The organism is Cupriavidus numazuensis, assembly GCF_905397435.1.
GTDB lineage: Bacteria > Pseudomonadota > Gammaproteobacteria > Burkholderiales > Burkholderiaceae > Cupriavidus > Cupriavidus numazuensis.
Genome location: NZ_CAJPVI010000029.1, coordinates 79,241 through 95,825 on the forward strand (window position 1 = coordinate 79,241; position 16,585 = coordinate 95,825).

16 protein-coding genes are annotated in these 16,585 nt (G+C 65.5%); 4 read left to right on the top strand and 12 right to left on the bottom strand.

Annotation, left to right across the window (positions count from 1 at the left end):
- Nucleotides 1–39: 39 nt before the first annotated feature.
- The 3 genes from KHO41_RS22370 to KHO41_RS41310 form a co-directional block, all read right to left on the bottom strand.
- Entirely contained in the window at nt 40–879 is an 840-nt protein-coding gene (locus tag KHO41_RS22370; protein ID WP_211955476.1) for an alpha/beta fold hydrolase, read from the bottom strand.
- 156 nt (nt 880–1,035) lie between these two features.
- A complete protein-coding gene (locus tag KHO41_RS22375; protein ID WP_211955477.1) occupies nt 1,036–1,980 on the bottom strand; it encodes a catechol 2,3-dioxygenase in 945 nt (314 codons plus the stop codon).
- 29 nt (nt 1,981–2,009) lie between these two features.
- Nucleotides 2,010–2,699, bottom strand: coding sequence for a 2Fe-2S iron-sulfur cluster-binding protein (locus KHO41_RS41310; RefSeq protein WP_244873964.1), 690 nt, complete (start codon nt 2,697–2,699; stop codon nt 2,010–2,012).
- Nucleotides 2,700–2,908: 209 nt separating this feature from the next.
- Between KHO41_RS41310 and KHO41_RS22385 the strand changes: the two genes are divergently transcribed.
- On the top strand, nt 2,909–3,436 hold the full coding sequence (locus KHO41_RS22385; RefSeq protein WP_211955478.1) for a flavin reductase: 528 nt from the start codon (nt 2,909–2,911) through the stop codon (nt 3,434–3,436).
- Between the two features lie 255 nt (nt 3,437–3,691).
- Nucleotides 3,692–4,363, top strand: coding sequence for a TetR/AcrR family transcriptional regulator (locus tag KHO41_RS22390; protein WP_211955479.1), 672 nt, complete (start codon nt 3,692–3,694; stop codon nt 4,361–4,363).
- Nucleotides 4,364–4,367: 4 nt separating this feature from the next.
- On the opposite strand, the gene KHO41_RS22395 is transcribed toward KHO41_RS22390, so the two are convergent.
- From KHO41_RS22395 to KHO41_RS22425, 7 genes are all read right to left on the bottom strand, one after another.
- On the bottom strand, nt 4,368–4,751 hold the full coding sequence (locus tag KHO41_RS22395; protein WP_211955480.1) for a nuclear transport factor 2 family protein: 384 nt from the start codon (nt 4,749–4,751) through the stop codon (nt 4,368–4,370).
- Nucleotides 4,752–4,858: 107 nt separating this feature from the next.
- A complete protein-coding gene (locus KHO41_RS22400) occupies nt 4,859–5,470 on the bottom strand; it encodes an OmpA family protein (protein WP_244873965.1) in 612 nt (203 codons plus the stop codon).
- A 102-nt stretch (nt 5,471–5,572) separates the two neighbouring features.
- Entirely contained in the window at nt 5,573–6,277 is a 705-nt protein-coding gene (locus tag KHO41_RS22405) for a S1 family peptidase (protein ID WP_211955481.1), read from the bottom strand.
- An 18-nt stretch (nt 6,278–6,295) separates the two neighbouring features.
- On the bottom strand, nt 6,296–6,796 hold the full coding sequence (locus KHO41_RS22410) for an RT0821/Lpp0805 family surface protein (RefSeq protein WP_211955482.1): 501 nt from the start codon (nt 6,794–6,796) through the stop codon (nt 6,296–6,298).
- Between the two features lie 51 nt (nt 6,797–6,847).
- Nucleotides 6,848–8,539, bottom strand: coding sequence for a serine/threonine-protein kinase (locus KHO41_RS22415; RefSeq protein WP_211955483.1), 1,692 nt, complete (start codon nt 8,537–8,539; stop codon nt 6,848–6,850).
- Between the two features lie 25 nt (nt 8,540–8,564).
- Nucleotides 8,565–9,428: a PP2C family protein-serine/threonine phosphatase gene (locus tag KHO41_RS22420; protein WP_211955484.1), complete on the bottom strand. Its 864-nt coding sequence runs from the start codon at nt 9,426–9,428 to the stop codon at nt 8,565–8,567.
- Between the two features lie 13 nt (nt 9,429–9,441).
- Entirely contained in the window at nt 9,442–11,073 is a 1,632-nt protein-coding gene (locus KHO41_RS22425; protein WP_211955485.1) for a trypsin-like peptidase domain-containing protein, read from the bottom strand.
- A 394-nt stretch (nt 11,074–11,467) separates the two neighbouring features.
- On the opposite strand from KHO41_RS22425, the gene KHO41_RS22430 reads away from it, so the two are divergent.
- Together KHO41_RS22430 and KHO41_RS22435 are read left to right on the top strand one after the other, a co-directional pair.
- Nucleotides 11,468–12,877 carry an MmgE/PrpD family protein gene (locus KHO41_RS22430; RefSeq protein ID WP_211955486.1) on the top strand — a complete coding sequence of 470 codons (1,410 nt, stop codon included), beginning with the start codon at nt 11,468–11,470 and terminating at the stop codon, nt 12,875–12,877.
- A 2-nt stretch (nt 12,878–12,879) separates the two neighbouring features.
- Nucleotides 12,880–13,458, top strand: coding sequence for a DUF2889 domain-containing protein (locus KHO41_RS22435; RefSeq protein ID WP_376989543.1), 579 nt, complete (start codon nt 12,880–12,882; stop codon nt 13,456–13,458).
- Here KHO41_RS22435 and pntB read toward each other — a convergent pair whose 3' ends face one another.
- Nucleotides 13,459–14,877, bottom strand: coding sequence for a Re/Si-specific NAD(P)(+) transhydrogenase subunit beta (gene pntB, locus KHO41_RS22440; RefSeq protein WP_211955488.1), 1,419 nt, complete (start codon nt 14,875–14,877; stop codon nt 13,459–13,461). It lies immediately after the preceding gene.
- A 22-nt stretch (nt 14,878–14,899) separates the two neighbouring features.
- On the bottom strand, nt 14,900–16,507 hold the full coding sequence (locus KHO41_RS22445; protein ID WP_211955489.1) for a Re/Si-specific NAD(P)(+) transhydrogenase subunit alpha: 1,608 nt from the start codon (nt 16,505–16,507) through the stop codon (nt 14,900–14,902).
- Between the last annotated feature and the right edge of the window lie 78 nt (nt 16,508–16,585).

A 16,585-nucleotide genomic window follows, 5' to 3' on the forward strand; every position in this document is an offset into this window, starting at 1 on the left:
GAGGGAGCGCTCCCTTGTGTTGCGTACGAATCGCCGTCGTCAAGAGGCGAGGAAGTCTGTGACCAGCTGGTTGAATCGCGCTGCTTTTTCGATTTGCACCCAATGCCCGCAGCCCGGGAACATGTGGAGTTCGGCGTTCGGAATGAGGCTGAACAATCGCTCGCTCGTGCTCGTCGGGATGACCCGGTCTTCGCGGCCGTGGACGATCAGCGTCGGCTGCTGCAGCGCGGACAGCTTCCCGTCGGGCACGGCCAGCGCTTCGATGCTTCGCTGGCGAGGCGCCGGGAACATCTGGCTGAACGTCTCCTGGTAGCCCGGCCTGACGCTGGCCTGGAAGCGGGACTCAGCGAGCGTGTCGCTGAGAAGACTGTGGTCGTAGGCAAAGGTCCGGAGCAGGTCGTGCATGTTCTGCCGGGAGGGCTGATAGCCCCAGACGGCATCAAGACCTGCAGTCAGTTCGAAAGGCACGCCCACGCTGCCCATCAGGACCATCTTTCGGACCCGCTCCGGATGGTTCGTTGCGAGCCACAGTGCAAGCGCGCCGCCGAAGGAATTGCCGATGACGTCGACTTCGGAGAGGTCAAGGGCATCCATGAAGCCGACCAGGTGCTGCAGCCACAGCTCCCGCCCATAGCGGGCGCTGTCGGGACGCTCGGTGTAGCCGAATCCCACGATGTCGGGTGCGATGGGCCGGCAGGATTGCGCCAGCGCCGGCAGCGTGAGCCGCCAGTTTGCCCAGGCCGTGACACCGGGGCCTGAGCCGTGAATCAGCAGCACGGGCCGGCCACTGCCTTCATCGTGGTAGTTGGTGACAATGCCGGCGGCCCGCACGGAGCGTCCGATTTCCGGATCCTTCGATGTTGCTGTTGCGTCTTGCATTTCGTCCTCTTCAAGGCGAAGTTGTCCCTTGCGACGCACGCACGGTGCTCGCTACGGGTGGGTGATGCTGGGATGGCGCAGTGCTGACTGACGCCGGCTAAGCCTCAGCCCTTCAGGAAAGGGCTCGCGTCAGGCGCACCGTGAACGGGGCGCGCGTCAGGTATAGACCTCGATGAAATCGGGCCTGGGTTCTCCGTGGTGGAAGAAGATGCCGCGCCAGAGTTCTTCGGCATGCCAGGTGATCGTCGGCATGTCGGGCTGGGCGTAGTAACCGAGGCTCGCGAACATCTCGTTGCGGTTCCCCGAGGGATCGAAGAAGTAGGTGGTCTGTCCCCGCGTGATGCCGTGGCGCTGCGGCGTGACGTCCATCTTCACGCGATGCTTGCCGAGGATGTCCGTCGCGCGAAGCAGGTCGTGCCAGCTGTCGAGGTAGAAGGCGATATGGTGCAAACCCGCGACCGGTCCGCCAGCCATCGCCAGGTCGTGGGGCTTGTTGCCGCGGAACAGCCATGCCGCCGCCTGCACGGAGTGATCAGGGCCTGCGAGAACCTGCTCCGCGAGATAGAAGTCCAGCGCCTCCTTCAGGAAGCGTACGTTGTCGGCCACCGTATTGACGCCGGCGTCGAGGTCGACCGGGCACATCAGCATCACGTGGTCCAGCCAATGCACGCCCGCGCCCTGCAAGCCGTCTGGCCATGGCTCCGGATCGATGGTTCCGACACTCTTGCCCCGGAATTCCTTCTCGGCGTAGAGGACCATCAGGTGCCCGCTCGGCAGTGCGAAGCTGATGGTCCGGCCGCAGCCCTCCAGATCTCCGGCAGCATGCCGCGACACCGCAATCCCCCACGCTTCAACGCGCGCGGCGAGCGTCTCGAGATCGGCCTCGTGATGCACCTTGTAGGCGATGTGCTCCACGCCGGCGCGATCCGACTCGGTCAGCTTGAGCGAATAGAGATCCCATTCGTCCCAGCCTTTCAGGTAGACCGACCCGTTGTCGTCGACGTAGCTTTGCAGCAGGCCGAGTACCTTCGTGTAGTGATGGATGGCGCGGTCGATGTCGAGGACGCGCAGGGCCACATGGCCGATTCGCAGAATGCCCATTTGTTGTCTCCTGGTGTTCTTCGCCACAGTCAGTGGCGTGCGGGAGCGACGCGCCGTCCGGCGTCGCCCAGTAGTTCGATGACGAGATTCGATTGCGGGTACACCTGGCACGCGAGCACGTCGTTGCGCTGCCTCGATGCCGGATCCACATGCGCGCGGCTCATGGCGCCGCACGCATAGCTTCCCGAGACGATCCGCACCTTGCACACCCCGCAACCGCCGCCATGGCAGCCGGAGCGGATGGCGAGCGACCCCGATGCGAGGGCCGACCGCAGCAACGGCCGGTCGGACGAACAAGCGAAGGCTTCACCCGTGTCGGCAATCAGCGCCTGATGCGTGTGCTTGCCGGTTTGCTGGCAGCCCGGCAATGCCCGAGCGTCCGTCGCGTGCGGATTCCACACGACAGGGATGCGCACGAACCCGGCCCGTTCCTCCTCGATGCCGAGGCGATGCAGGTTCTCCATCAGGCGGCCGAAGCGCCGGCTGCTCTCACGCCGCTCCCCCTGGCAGCAGATCGCCTTCTTCAGGCAGGCAGTCGAGAGCAGCGCCGATGCTTCGGTGACTTCGATTGCGATGCCGTCCAGCGCAGCACGCATGTGCGGCAACGCGCTCGGCGGATGGTGAACCAGGATCGCGCACTGGCGGATATCCGACGGTTCGGCGGTCGTGATCCGCCACTGCTTGTCCACTACCAGATACATCGCTGTCTCCTGCGCCATGCATCGCCGGTCTTGGCCCGGCGTGCGTTCTTTTTTTGACTGATGATTTCATCAGTTGTGATTGAATAATCAGAACAGACCGGCGTCAAAGGGGGTTTACCCTCATCCCCGAAGGTTGTTACTGATGAATTCATCAACTATGATTTATTCATCAGGCTACGGTGAAAGCGCGGGCCTGTAGACCGGACAGCGGCGACAGGAGACGAAAAATGGTTGTGGCGAAAGAGTTTCGGGAGGCGATGGCGCGCCTCGGTGCGGCGGTGAATGTGATCACCACTGACGGCCCTGCGGGCAGGGGCGGATTCACGGCGTCGGCGGTATGCAGCGTGACGGATAGCCCGCCCACGCTTCTGGTCTGCATGAATCAGGGCAGCTTCCAGTACGAACGGTTTGCATCCAACGGCGTCCTGTGCGTCAACGTGCTGGGGGCCGAGCAGGAACATCTGTCCCGCCTGTTCAGCGGGCAGTTGGAGGCGGGCATTGACGAGCGTTTCGCCCAGACGCCGTACGGGTCACTGGCGACAGGGTCGCCCGCCGTGGCGGGCAGCACGGTGTCGTTCGACTGTGAGATCGATCGCGTCGAGACCGTGGGAACGCATGGCGTCTTTCTGTGCCGGGTGGTCGGCATCAGCAAGGGGGCGCAGGCGGCTGGGCTGCTCTATTTCAACCGCGAATACCACCGGGTATGCAGCGCTCAGGCGCAGGGCCATGACACCAATGGTTCCCGGGCAAGCTGATTGGCAGCCTGACCAGGCGTCCCGTGACCCGGTGCGACGGCCGCGACATGGCCGATCAGGCTCTCCTGCCAATACAATGGGAGATCCTCTTCGCCAGAAAACGCATCTTCTGCGGTCCCCGCTTTGCTGAGGGACCGCCGATCCGGACAAACTGAGATGGACCAACCGAGAAAACAACAAGCATCGTCGCGCGGAGACGCTGGCAAGGAAAAGGCAGCTGGAAAGACAGCAACACGCGGACGCAAGCCCAAAGCGATGCGTGCCGATGTGCCGGTTGCTCCGGATGCCCCCTTGACGCGTGGGGCGCGTTCACGCCTCGCCACGCGAGGCAAGCTGATCGAGGCTGCGCATTCCCTGATGGCGGAAAAGGGCTTCGAGCAATGCACCATCGAAGAGATCACGCGGCGGGCCGATGTGGGCTTCGGCAGCTTCTATAACCACTTCGAATCCAAGGACGATATCGCCCGGGCGGTATATTCCGCGCGCGCCGGGGAGATCGGGCTCATTACCGACGAGATCTCCAGCCGGGAGCCCGACAAGGCGGTGGCGATCAGCTACGTCCAGCGAATGTTCCTCACCAGGGCGGTGCATGACCCGGTGTGGGGACGCTTCATCGTCCGGGCCCAGGATTCGCAGCGGCAAATGAACGAGACATTCGTGGTACGCGCCGCCGATGACATCGGCGCGGGTGTCGAACAGAAGCGCTTCAGCATCCGGTGTGTCGAGACGGCTGCGAACATCACCATCGCTGCGCTGATCAGCGGCATGAGCAGGATCCTCGATGGCGGGCCAAGCGAACAGATCACCGCCGAAACCATCGATTGCCTGATGCGGCTCTATGGCATCGAGCCGCAGGAGGCAGCAAGGCTGGCGAATCTCCCGCTGCCCGACTACGTCTCTGCCAACTTCTCGCTACCAGCTGCCTGAGCGCCTACATGAATCGCGCCGCAGTGTCGTAGCAGCCACGCCAGCGGACCACCTTGCCGCCGACGACCGTGAACACGTGAATCCACTCGGTTTCGACCAGCCGCCCCTCTGGCCGGGACACGAATCTCTCGGCGCCGAGCACGGTAACGTGGTCGCCCGCTTCGATGAATTCGCGTGGCTCGAACATCTGCATGTCATCCGCCTGCACGACCTCGGCAAAGAATCGCGCCACCTCCTCCTTGTTGTTGCGCTGCCCGGCGTAGGGGATGGAGGGAGGCCCCAGCATCTTCCAGTCCACCTTGTCGGCAACGAGATCAAGAATCGCGGGAACATCGCCTCGCCCAAAGGCATCGTAGGCAGCCTTGACGACAGAAAGTGCGTTGGCCATGACAGATCCTGCAGAAGTGTTGGAAAGTGTTGGAGACTGCGACAGCAGCGATTCAAAGTTAATCCCAATCGGGCATGTGTCAAGTCAGGGGACCCGTGTCATCAAGCTCAGGGCTGCACCGTGACGATCGTCACACGGCGATTTTCCGGCGCGGTCGGATTCTGCACGTTCAGGGGTTCGGCCGAGCCTTTCCCCACCGGCGTCAGGCGGCTCGCGGGTACGCCGCCCTCCTCGCTCAGGTACGCCACCACCGCCTCGGCCCTGCTTTCCGAGAGCTTCAGGTTAGCCGGCGCGGGGCCGCGCGGATCGGCGTGGCCTTCCACGCGGAACCGATAGGGCGATAGCTGGTTCGACTTCAAGGCGCGCGCCACCTTGTCGAGCGCCACGCGTGCGCTGTGCGTGAGCTTCGCCGAATTGCTGGTGAACGTGATGAGCAGGTTTGCAGACCCGGCCATGGACGGCGCTGCGCTGCTGTCCGTCATGGCGGGGCTGTCGCGGTAGCGGATGCCCAGCGTCTCGGTCCGGTCGGCGGGCTCGTTCGCGGCGGGTTCGTTTGGCAAGCCCGCATGCGGCACCAGTGCGTTGGTGATCGCCTGCTCGTTGATGTCGTCCTCTTTCAGCAGCAGGTTGCCGGCCGCGCGGGATACCGGCGCTGCAGAGAGAAGGCAAAGGGCCACCAGCAGCATGCGGGGCCGGAGTGTCCAGGTGACGTGTGCCATGTCGATGCTCTCCTGTCATGGCGTCCTGCGCGACCGACGCCGCGCGGGCCGTCCGATTGAGTGTAGGTGCGGGCGCCCCTCGGCGCTCCCCCTGTCCCCCTGTTATTTAACGCACTGGACCAGCGCCGACACCTGTCGCAACGCCGCGTCCGGCTCCATCTCGGCTGCGTGCGTTGCCGGCTCGCCCTCGATGGCATGCGAAGCAAGAAACTGCGCAAGATCCGCCGCAGGCACCGCGACGCCGAGATCGGGCTGCTTGTCGTACCGGCCCACGACCATGCCGAGCAGCCCGCCCCTGGCATCGACAACCGGCCCGCCGCTATTGCCTTCGTGCAGCGCAGCACGCAGTACGAGCAGCCGGTAACCCTTCGGCTGCGCATGGCCGTGCAGGTGGCCGTGCGTCATCACCGGCACGAGCGGCGTCGTGGGCGTTAGGCCGAAGCCGATCGTGTAGACCGGCGCACCCTGACGCGCGCTCCGCGCGACTGGCCGCGCGGCAGTTGCCACGCCATGCCGCGTAGCGAGCAGCGCCAGGTCGCGGCGATCGTCCGTCGCGACAAGCGATGCCGGCAGGCGCTTTCCGTCGCTTGCCCAGACCTCGATCCGGCCGCATCCGCGAACGACGTGCGCGCTGGTGAGCATTTCGCCCGCGCGCGTGACAAAGAACGCCGTGCCGCTGCGCAACATGCCGTCCCGTCCTCTTTCACTGGCTGGCCCGCCGCCCTGCCCCGCCGCCATGCCGACGGCGGCGCCGCCGCCGAGTCCGAGCACCACGCACGACAGCAGCACTCGCCGCCTGCATTCCATGACCGACGTCCCAGACGTTCACTTCTGGCTGGCCAGTTCCCACTCGCCATTCGCGTTGCGGCAGGCCCGCGACGTCTGTTCGTACGACTTGCCTTCCTTCACGTACGTCTCCGTGAAGTCGCGGCACGTCTTCGCGCTCGGCGACTTCGAATACCCGCTGAGCGGCTTGATCGAGCCGGAGTTGCCGGTCTTCGCGTTGTGCCAGGCGTGGGGCTTGTTGTTCTCGGACGTCTGCAGAGCCTGCTTCAGCGCGGCTTCCCGCGCCGCGCGGTCGCGGTCGTCCATGACCTTGCCGATGATGCCGCCAAGCAGCGCGCCGGCCAGTCCGCCCACGACAATGGCCCCGGCATTCCCCTTGCCTGCCACGCCGCCGACCAGCGCGCCGGTGCCTGCACCGATCAGCGCGCCCGACGTGGTCTTGTCCATGCCGCCCATGCTCATCGAGCCATCCTGCGCACATCCCGCGACCAGCGCACCTGCCACGCTCAGGCAGGCTATTGACGATGTCCACGCTTTCATTGGAATCTCCCTCGCATTGTCAGGATTGTCAGGCGGCATCACCCATTCCCACTACGTTGCCCACACGCCGAGCCGCGCGCGCCGCGCTTCCTGCTCCGCGGCGGAATACGGCGCGGGCGCCCCGGCCCGCGTGCGGGCCCAGCCGCTGCGCAGCGCGTGCTCCGCAATGTCCTCGCCGTCGGCGAAGCACTGGAACGCCTTGCCCTTCGCGAAGCACTGGAGCCGGTTGCCCTTGTCCTTCAGATAGCGCTGCATCGCTTTCGCCGGCCTGCCGTCCTCGCCGACGATGGAGAACAGGTTGACGATCTTTCCCGATACGATCAGCGCCCCGGAATCGAGCACCTGCGCGACGCTGCCTTCGAGGTCGGGCGGCGGGGCATTGGCGGGCGGCGTCGGCGCGGGCGGCGGGGGCTGCGGGACCAGCGCGATCGGCGGGAGATTGACGGGCGTCTCTTCCACAGGCGGTTGGGGCTGCGGAGCCGGCTTGACCGGGACGGTTGCCACGGTCGGCTTCGGCGCGGATTCGGGTTGACGCATCAGCGCCCACGCCAGCACACCGGCTGCGACGACGAGACCGGTGCCAGCCGCACCGATTACCACGAGGCGCGAGCGGGCAGGCGCGTGCGGCGGACGGGTTGTGGTACGTCCGGTATCCGGGCGAACGGCGGTGGGTGATGACGGCGCTTCGACTGTTGCAGTCGCCGTGTGGGACATCGGCGCCGTGGCAGGCGATAGCGTGGTGGGGCGCGAAAACAACGGCGTCGCATGATGGTCCGCCTCACGCGATGCGGTCTGGGCCGCGTCCGCTCCCGCATCGCCTTGCCCGGTCGCTCGCACCGTCGTATGCGGCGGTGCGACGCGAGTGGTCTGCAATGCATGCGCGAGGAATGCCTGCCAGATGCCGTCGCGCACAATGTCGGGCGCATCGGCCAGCAACGCTGACGCACCCAGCGCGCGGCCAAATTCCTCCACCGTCTCGAACCGCTCCTGCGGAGACTTGGACAGCGCCTGCATCAGCGCGCCTTCCACCTGCGGATCGAGATCTCCGCACAACGGCGCCAGCGGCGGCGGCACGGTCTCCACCTGCGCGCGGATCAGTTCGTAGTCGCTTGTCGCGCTGAACGGGAGCCGTCCGGACAGCATTTCATAGAGCACCGTCGCCAGGCTGTACTGGTCGCTGCGGCCATCGCCCTCATTGCCGCGCAACTGTTCTGGCGAGGCGTAGGCGAGCGTGCCGACCACATCACCCTGCCGCGTCAGGCGTTGCGAGCCCTGGATGCGGGCGATGCCGAAATCCATGATCTTCAGCGTGCCGCCGTCGGTGAGCATGAGGTTCGACGGTTTGATGTCGCGGTGGATCACCCCCGCGCGGTGCGCGTAGCGCAGGCCCATCACTGCCTGGATGATGACGGCGAGGCTGTCGCGTACCGGGAACTTGCCGAGGCGCTGGAGCATCGTCTCCAGCGTTTGGCCGCGCACGAGTTCCATCACCATGCACACGGTGTCGCCATCGCGGAACAGCGCGTACAGGGTCGTGATGTTCGGGTGGTTCAGCCGGGCGAGACTGGTTGCCTCGGCGCGGAAGCGCTCGAGAAAGCCCTTGTCGAGGCTCAGTTCCGGGCGCAGCGTCTTGATGGCGACTTCGCGCTCGAGTTCGGTATCGAATGCGCCATATACCTCGCCAATGCCGCCACGTCCCAGCAGGGTGCGGATCTCGTAGTGGCCGATTTGCCGTGGCGACATGGCGACTCCACCTTGCGCGTGATCGTCAGTGGGCGCGCGTTTCGCGCGTGGTGCGGATCGACGGGTCCGGCTGCGCGGCGAGCGGTTCGGCCTGCAGGCTGCAGATGGCGACCGTGGCGTTGTCCGCACCGCCTGCCTCGCGGGCCAGCTCGACCAGTTTCGTGCAGGCATCGACGGGCGCATGCGAACGGACCACCGACGCCAGCGTCGCATCGTCGATCTGGTCGGTGATGCCATCGGTACACAGCACGAGCAGGTCGCCATGCTGCAGCGGCATGCCCCGCGGCGCCACGGCCGGCCGGAATTCCTTCGTGCCCAGCACGCGCACCAGCACATGCCGCTCGGGATGCCGGCGTGCTTCCGCTTCCGTCAGCAGCCCGTCGCGCACCATCCTGGCGACCACCGAATCGTCCTGCGTCAGTTGCCGGAAAGCCGTTCCACGCAGCAGGTAGATGCGGCTGTCGCCCACATGCGCCACGTAAGCCCTGTCGTCGACAATTGCCACCACGCTGCACGTGGTACCCATGCCTTTGCAGGCGGGATCAGCGCCGGCCCGCTCGCAGATGGCGTCATTGGCGGCGACCAGCGCGGCGGCCAGTGCTTGCGGCGGCGGCCCCGCGCTGGCGTAGTACACATGGAGCATCGACCGCAGCGCGATGTGGCTCGCGACCTCGCCGGCCGCATGCCCGCCCATGCCGTCAGCCACGACGGCGAGCGCGCCGGCGAGCGCGAGCGGGTCATCGTCGCGCGGGATCATGCAGCCGACGGCGTCCTCGTTGTGCTGGCGCACGCAGCCAGTGTCGCTCTGCATCGCGCAGGCCACCCGCAGGCGCGGGACACGCGGCAAGGCTAGCGGCGTGGGGTCGTCCGAGGCGTCCGGGGCATTCATGTCGGTGCCGGCGTCAGTTCAGCAGCAATTCGAGCCCGTACTTGATCGGGACCGCGAACGTGACGCGCTCGTCACCGATGGAACGGGAATACGTGAACAGGCCGATCACCTTGCCATCGCGGTCGAACACAGGGCCGCCACTGTTGCCGTGACCGGTGGCGGTCACCGTGAGCTGGTAGACGTCGCCAAGCGTGTCGAAGGTCTGCACGTTGTTCTCCGTCTTCACCGTGTCACCCACCTTGGCGATGATGCCCTCGGTCACGGTCGGTTGGGGAATGAGCTCGACGAGGCTCGAGATGTTGCCGCCTTCACTCGACTGGATGACCGCATGCTTCTCCTCCGAAATCCCCGGATAGCCGAGCACCGTCACGCGCTCGCCCACGCTCGGGCGCGAGCCGACCGACGCGAGGTTGATGGTCGGCAACTTGCGAGAGGTATCGATCTTGATCTGCGCGACATCTGCCTCGGCGGATGACTTCACGAGGCGTGCCTCGACGCTCTCGCGCGTATCCGGGAATCGCACCGACAGCGTCTCGTTGCGCCCGTCCAGCATCGCGAGCGACATCGTCCCGATGCCCATCCCGCCCGGCGCCGCAAAGTTCGGCCGGATCATCCGTACAGGACGCTCGAAGTCCCATCCGCGCAGGCTGCGGAAGGCCCGCGGATTGATGCGGGACATGCTGAAGTCGCCCTGCCCCGCGGTCGAAATCTTGATGAGGATGCCACCCTTCGCGTCGAAGTCCATGAAGTCCGGCACCTTCCAACCCTGGGCGACGTGCTTGTTGGTCAGGATGAAACCCTGCTCCTTCACCACGAACCCGCTGCCGCGCCCGCCCACTTCGATCGGAATGCCGCGGTGGTCGTCGTCATCGGTGGTGAGCCAGCGCTGGACCGGACCATTGTCGATCTGCAGGAAACAGGGCAGGCGCAGGTTGTCCACGATGCAGATGCGCTGGTAGACCTGCCGCCCCGTGTTCTTGTCGACGATATGCCAGCGCGCTTCCACTACCACGGTGGCGGGACCGAACTCCGCGACGATGGCCTGCGGGCTCTTGCCCATGAACCCGCCGAAATGCACGAGGGCCGCGATCGCGATCGCTACGATGGCGACCGCCACGCCCGCGCCGATCAGCACCTTGTGGCTGATCGAGCGCCGCTCCGTCTCCATCATCCGCAAGACGGTTTCCTTGCCCACGTGATGGTCGTCGTGGTTGCGGGCCGTGGTGTCCGTCTCCGGCTCCCTCGCAATCACACGCGTGCCGGCCAGTTCTTTCGCGTTGACGAGCCGCGTCTCGGCGGGAACCGGCGCGGGCCGCGGTTCGAGGTCGAAGGTCAGGCGCGGGCCGCCCTCGCCCAGTTCGATGGTGTCGCCCGGCGCCAGCAGCGTTTCGCCATTGGCGGGGTGGCCGTTGTGGAACGTGCCGTTGCTGCTGCCGAGATCGACCAGCAGGAAGCGCGGCGGGGTTTCCTTCCCGATGCGGATGGCCGCATGCCGGCGGCTCACCAGATCGTCGCGCTGCGGATCAAAGACGACGGCGGCCGCGGGATCGCGGCCGAGAATCAGCTCGTCAAAGGCGCCCGTCTCGAACTGCTCGATCTGGTGCGCCTTGGATCCGGAGAGATGCGTGAGGACAATGCGAGTCATGCCGGTCTCCCACGAGGTTGCGGGTCAGGAGACGCGGGAACGCCATCCCCTCCGGGCAGCGCCGGATGAAGGCATGGCGTGGACAATATGGACGATGGCCAATGCATTGCACCCCCCTGCACTGAAGCAGGTTCCCCCGGGTGCCCGAACCGCGCGAGGTTTGCGCGAGATGTGATGCCGAGGTGGTTATTCTGCAAAAAAGTATAGGTAATGTCTCTGGGGACTGCGAGGCACAGCAGCGCGCGGGGTATTACCTCTTACTCCAGACCTCTTACCCCAAGATGGCCGTCAGATTCGACGCGCTCGAATCGCCGCTTCGGGAATCGTCAGTTGTTGTGCGGGGCACCAAGGCTTACGCTCGGACCGGATTCCGTATTCCGCCCGCCCTATCGCCATGAAATCCACCACAGCCATTGCAGACCACGTTGCGCGAGTCGCGAACACCCCGCTCGAGCCCGCCGACGCCGAAGCGCTGCGCCGCCTCTTTCTCGATAACTTCGTCGTGTCCCTGTGGGGCGCCACGCAGCCCTGGACACAACAGATCGCTGCATGGACACGCCGGTTTGCGGGCTCCGGCCAAAGTCCGGTGCTGACTGGCGACTGGTCGGCCGACGCGTCCGTCGCTGCACTGGTGCACGGCACGGCATCGCACAGTTACGAACTCGACGACACGCACAACGCGACACTGAGTCACCCTGGCGCGGTCATCATTCCTGCCGCCCTGGCCACAGGCGCTGCCACCGACGCCTCGCAGGAAGAACTCTTCCGCGCCGTGGCAGCTGGCTACGAGGCGATGGCGCTGGTCGGCATGACGGCGGGTGGCCTGGAAACCGTGCACAGAGGGTTCCATCCGACATCGGTGTTCGGCACGTTCGGGGCGGCTGCATCGTGCGTGGCGTTGCACGCGTATCGCCGTGGAGAGCCTGTCACCTCCGACATGCTGATCGCCGCGTGGGGCCATTCCCTCTCCCAGGCTTGCGGCGCCATGCAATTCTCCGCCGAGCCATCCGGCGGCGAAGTGAAGCGGGTACATGCCGGCTTCGGCGCGCGCAACGGCGTACTGGCTGCCGAGTTCGCGCTGATGGATGCGGTGACGGCACCGCGTCTGTCCATCGAGGGCACATACGGGCTAGCCGCCCTGTTCGGCGGCGACCTGCGTCCGGCCACGCCATCACACCGGCTGCAGATTCACGACATCAGCCTGAAGCCCTACGCGTGTTGCCGCCTGTTCCATTCGACCATCGATGCGCTGGCCGAACTGACCAACGATTTCCAATTGCCTGTCGACAGCATCCGCGAGATCGTGATTCGCGGCCCTCAGCTCATTGCCGACCAGCACATGCTTGCGCATCCTTCGTCGACCATGGCGGCGCAATACAGTTGCCCCTACATCGTCGGGGCCACGCTCGCCTATGGCCCGCACCGCTATGACGCTTACGCCGATGGGTTCCTTGACGACTCACGCATCCGCGCCATCGCCGCCAAGGTTCGCTTCGAATTCAGTGAGGAGCTGACGGCGTACTATCCGACGCGATTCGCCACCGGCGTCAGTTTTCGCTTCGGCGACGACACGACCCGCTCCGCCGTGGTCATCGACAGCGTGGGAACGCCCGGCAAGCCACTGACCATCGATCAGATCATTGCGAAAGGCAAGGGACTCGAACGTAGTGCTGCGGTAATGGAATCGAAGGAGCCGGTTGGCCGACGCTGCGCCATGCAGATATGGGACGATAACCGAGGTGCCCGCGCACTGGCACAAACGCTCATGGATGCATGGCGTTCGCTTGGAGCGGAGGCGTCATGACCATTGCGCATTCAGATGACGCCAAGCCCGGTGATATCACGCGCGAACCGATCCACGCACGCCGGATCGACTTCCAGGGCTTTCGCCGCAGCGATGGCCTGTTCGAAGTCGAAGGCTGCGTGACCGACCGCAAGCCACATGACTTTACGCCGCCAGGGAGCCAGCGGACCATACCGGCGAACGCACTGATCCACGATATCCGCATTCGCGTGGTATTCGGTCTGGACATGATCATCCGCGAGGTGATCACCTCGCTTGACGCGTATCCCTATCGCGAGTGCCCGGGCGGTGGTGATTCACTGCAGGCCCTTGTGGGGCTGTGCATCGGCGCAGGCTGGAGCAGCGAAGTCCGCAAGCGGCTGCCACCCGGGGAAACCTGCGCACACCTGCGCGAAATACTGGCTCCGCTCGCGACCGCAGCCATTCAGGCAGTCAATCCGCTACGGTCGCAGGTTCTCCTTGACGCGGTCGATGCCGATGGCAAGCCTCGCAAGATCGATAGTTGCTTCGCCTACGGCGCTTCAAGGGAATTGGTACTGCAGCACTGGCCGGCGTTTCACCGGCCAGGGGTAAAGCGTTGATCAGCTCTTGAGCGCGCCAAGCGCCTCGTCCAGCATCTTCTTGGCATCGCCGAACAGCATGCGGTTGTTCTCCTTGTAGAACAGCGGGTTGTCCACGCCTGCATAGCCCGAGGCCATCGAGCGCTTCATCACGATCGAATGCCTGGCTTTCCACACCTCGAGCACCGGCATGCCGGCGATGGGGCTCGCCGGGTCCTCCAGGGCGCTGGGGTTCACGATGTCATTGGCGCCAATCACCATCGCCACGTCGGCACCAGGGAAGTCCTCGTTGATCTCGTCCATCTCCATCACGATGTCGTAGGGCACCTTGGCCTCGGCCAGCAGCACGTTCATATGGCCCGGCATGCGGCCGGCCACCGGGTGGATGGCAAAACGTACCTCCACGCCCTTGTCGCGCAGGGCCCTGGTGATCTCGTACACGGTGTGCTGGGCCTGCGCCACGGCCATGCCATAGCCGGGCACGATGATCACGCTCCTCGCTTCGCGCAGCATCTCGGCAGTCTCCTGGGCGCTCACGGACACCACCTCGCCTTGCGGCTCCGCGGCTTCGCCCGCTCCAGCAGGTTTGCTGACCGGTGCGCCTGAGCCGAAGCCACCCGCGATCACGCTGATGAAGTTGCGGTTCATCGCGTTGCACATGATGTACGACAGGATCGCACCCGACGAACCCACGAGCGCACCCGTGACGATCAGCAGGTCGTTGTTCAGCATGAAGCCCGTGGCCGCGGCAGCCCAGCCCGAGTAGCTGTTGAGCATGGACACCACCACCGGCATGTCGGCGCCGCCAATGGCCATGACCATGTGCACGCCGAACACCAGCGCGATCGCCGTCATCACAAGCAGCGGCGTCATGCCGGCTTCCACATCGTGAGCGCCAACAAACGCATGGCCGAACCAGATCACCATCAGCAGCGCTATCAGGTTGAGCCAATGGCGCGCAGGCAGCAGCAGCGGCTTGCCGCCGATGCGGCCGGCGAGCTTGCCGAAGGCGATCAGCGAGCCCGAGAAGGTGACTGCGCCGATCAGAATGCCGACGTAGATCTCCACCTCGTGGATCAGCTTCTCCGCCCCCTGAAACTGCACCGACGTGTCGACGTAGCTGGCAAAGCCCACCAGGCAGGCCGCCAGGCCCACCAGGCTATGCATGAGCGCGACCAGCTCAGGCATCTGCGTCATCTTCACGACCTTGGCGGCATACAGGCCGACGCCGCCGCCGATGACCAGCGCGATGACGATCCAGGCAAAGCCCGAGGCGCTGACGCGTGGGCCGAATACCGTGGCCAGCACAGCCAGCGCCATGCCGACCATGCCGAGCAGGTTGCCGCGACGCGAGGTTTCCGGGTTGGACAGGCCACCCAGGCTGAGGATGAAAAGAATCGCGGCGCCGAGATAGGCCACCGTGGCGAGACTTTGAGACATGGTTCGGTTCTCCTCGTTCTTCTTATTTGCGGAACATGGCAAGCATGCGGCGTGTCACGGCAAAGCCGCCAAACATGTTGACGGCCGTGAGCACCAGCGCGGCAAAGGCCAGCCAGCGGATCAGCCCGTCGGGCCTGCCGTCCATGCCGGCTTCCGGAGACGCGATCTGCACCAGCGCGCCGATGGCGATGATGCTGGAGATGGCATTGGTGACGCTCATCAGCGGCGTGTGAAGGGCTGGCGTGACGTTCCACACCACCATGTAGCCGATGAAGCAGGCGAGCACGAACACCGTGAAGTGGCCCAGGAAAGCCGCAGGCGCAAAGGCACCGATGCACCAGAACAACACGGCGGCGACGGTAAAGGTGATGATGAGCCCCTTGGCGGACATGGGCGCTCCGCTGCCATGGCCGTGACCCGATTTCTTCTCGGGCACGGGGGCAGCCGCTGCCTTTGGCGCCGGCGCGGGAGCGGCCTTGAGCGGCGGGGCCGGCCAGGTGATGGCGCCGTCCTTGATCACGGTAAGGCCGCGGATCGCGTCGTCCTCCATGTTGACGACCGCCTGGCCATCCTTGGCCTTGCACAGTTCCTCGGTCAGTCGCAGCAGATTGGTCGCGTACAGCGTGGACGATTGCCTGGCCAGGCGCGATGGCAGGTCGGTGTAGCCGATGATGGTCACGCCATGGCTCACCACCGCTTCGCCAGGCACGGTCAGCTCGCAGTTGCCGCCTTGCTCGGCGGCCATGTCCACGATCACGCTGCCGGGCTTCATGCTCTGCACCATCTCGGCGGTGATGAGCCTGGGCGCAGGCTTGCCGGGGATCAGCGCGGTGGTGATGATGATGTCCGCGTCCCTGGCTTGCTCCGCATACATCTGCCGCTGCGCGGCCTGGAAGCCCTCGCTCATGACCCTGGCGTAGCCGCCGCCGCCCGAGCCGTCTTCCTCGTAGTCGACTTTGACGAACTCGCCGCCCAGCGACTTCACCTGGTCGGCCACCTCGGCACGCGTGTCGTTGGCGCGCACGATGGCGCCCAGGCTGGCCGCCGTGCCGATGGCGGCCAGGCCCGCCACGCCGGCGCCCGCGATGAAGACCCTGGCCGGAGGCACCTTCCCCGCAGCCGTGATCTGGCCGTTGAAGTAGCGGCCGAAGGCACTGGCAGCTTCGATGACGGCACGGTAGCCGCTGACACCGGCGGTGGAAGTCAGCGCGTCCATCTTCTGGGCGCGCGAGAGCGTGCGCGGCAGGCAGTCGATGGCCAGCACCGTGGCGTTCCTCGTGGCCAGCTGCTGCATCAGCTCGGGGTTCTGGGCAGGCCAGATGAAGTCGATCAACGTGCCGCCTTCTCGCATCAGCGCCACTTCGTCAGCGCTGGGCGGGCGTACCTTGAGCACAATGTCGGACGCAGCCCAAAGCTGCGCGGCGCCGCCGATAATCTCAGCCCCGGCCGCACGGTAAGCGTCGTCGCTGAAGTTGGCGTCTTCGCCGGCGCCGGATTCAACCGCCACCCGGAAGCCGAGCTTGACGAGCTTTTCCACCACATCGGGCACCGTGGCGACACGCTTTTCGCCGGGAAAGGTTTCCCGCGGCACGCCGATGCGCTGCGGCGCCAAACTGAGATTGGACTGCATCAGTGATTTCCTGGACTGGGGTATTTAATAGGAGACACCACAGAATGCCGTCCCTACATGACAGGCGCTTGTCAGCGC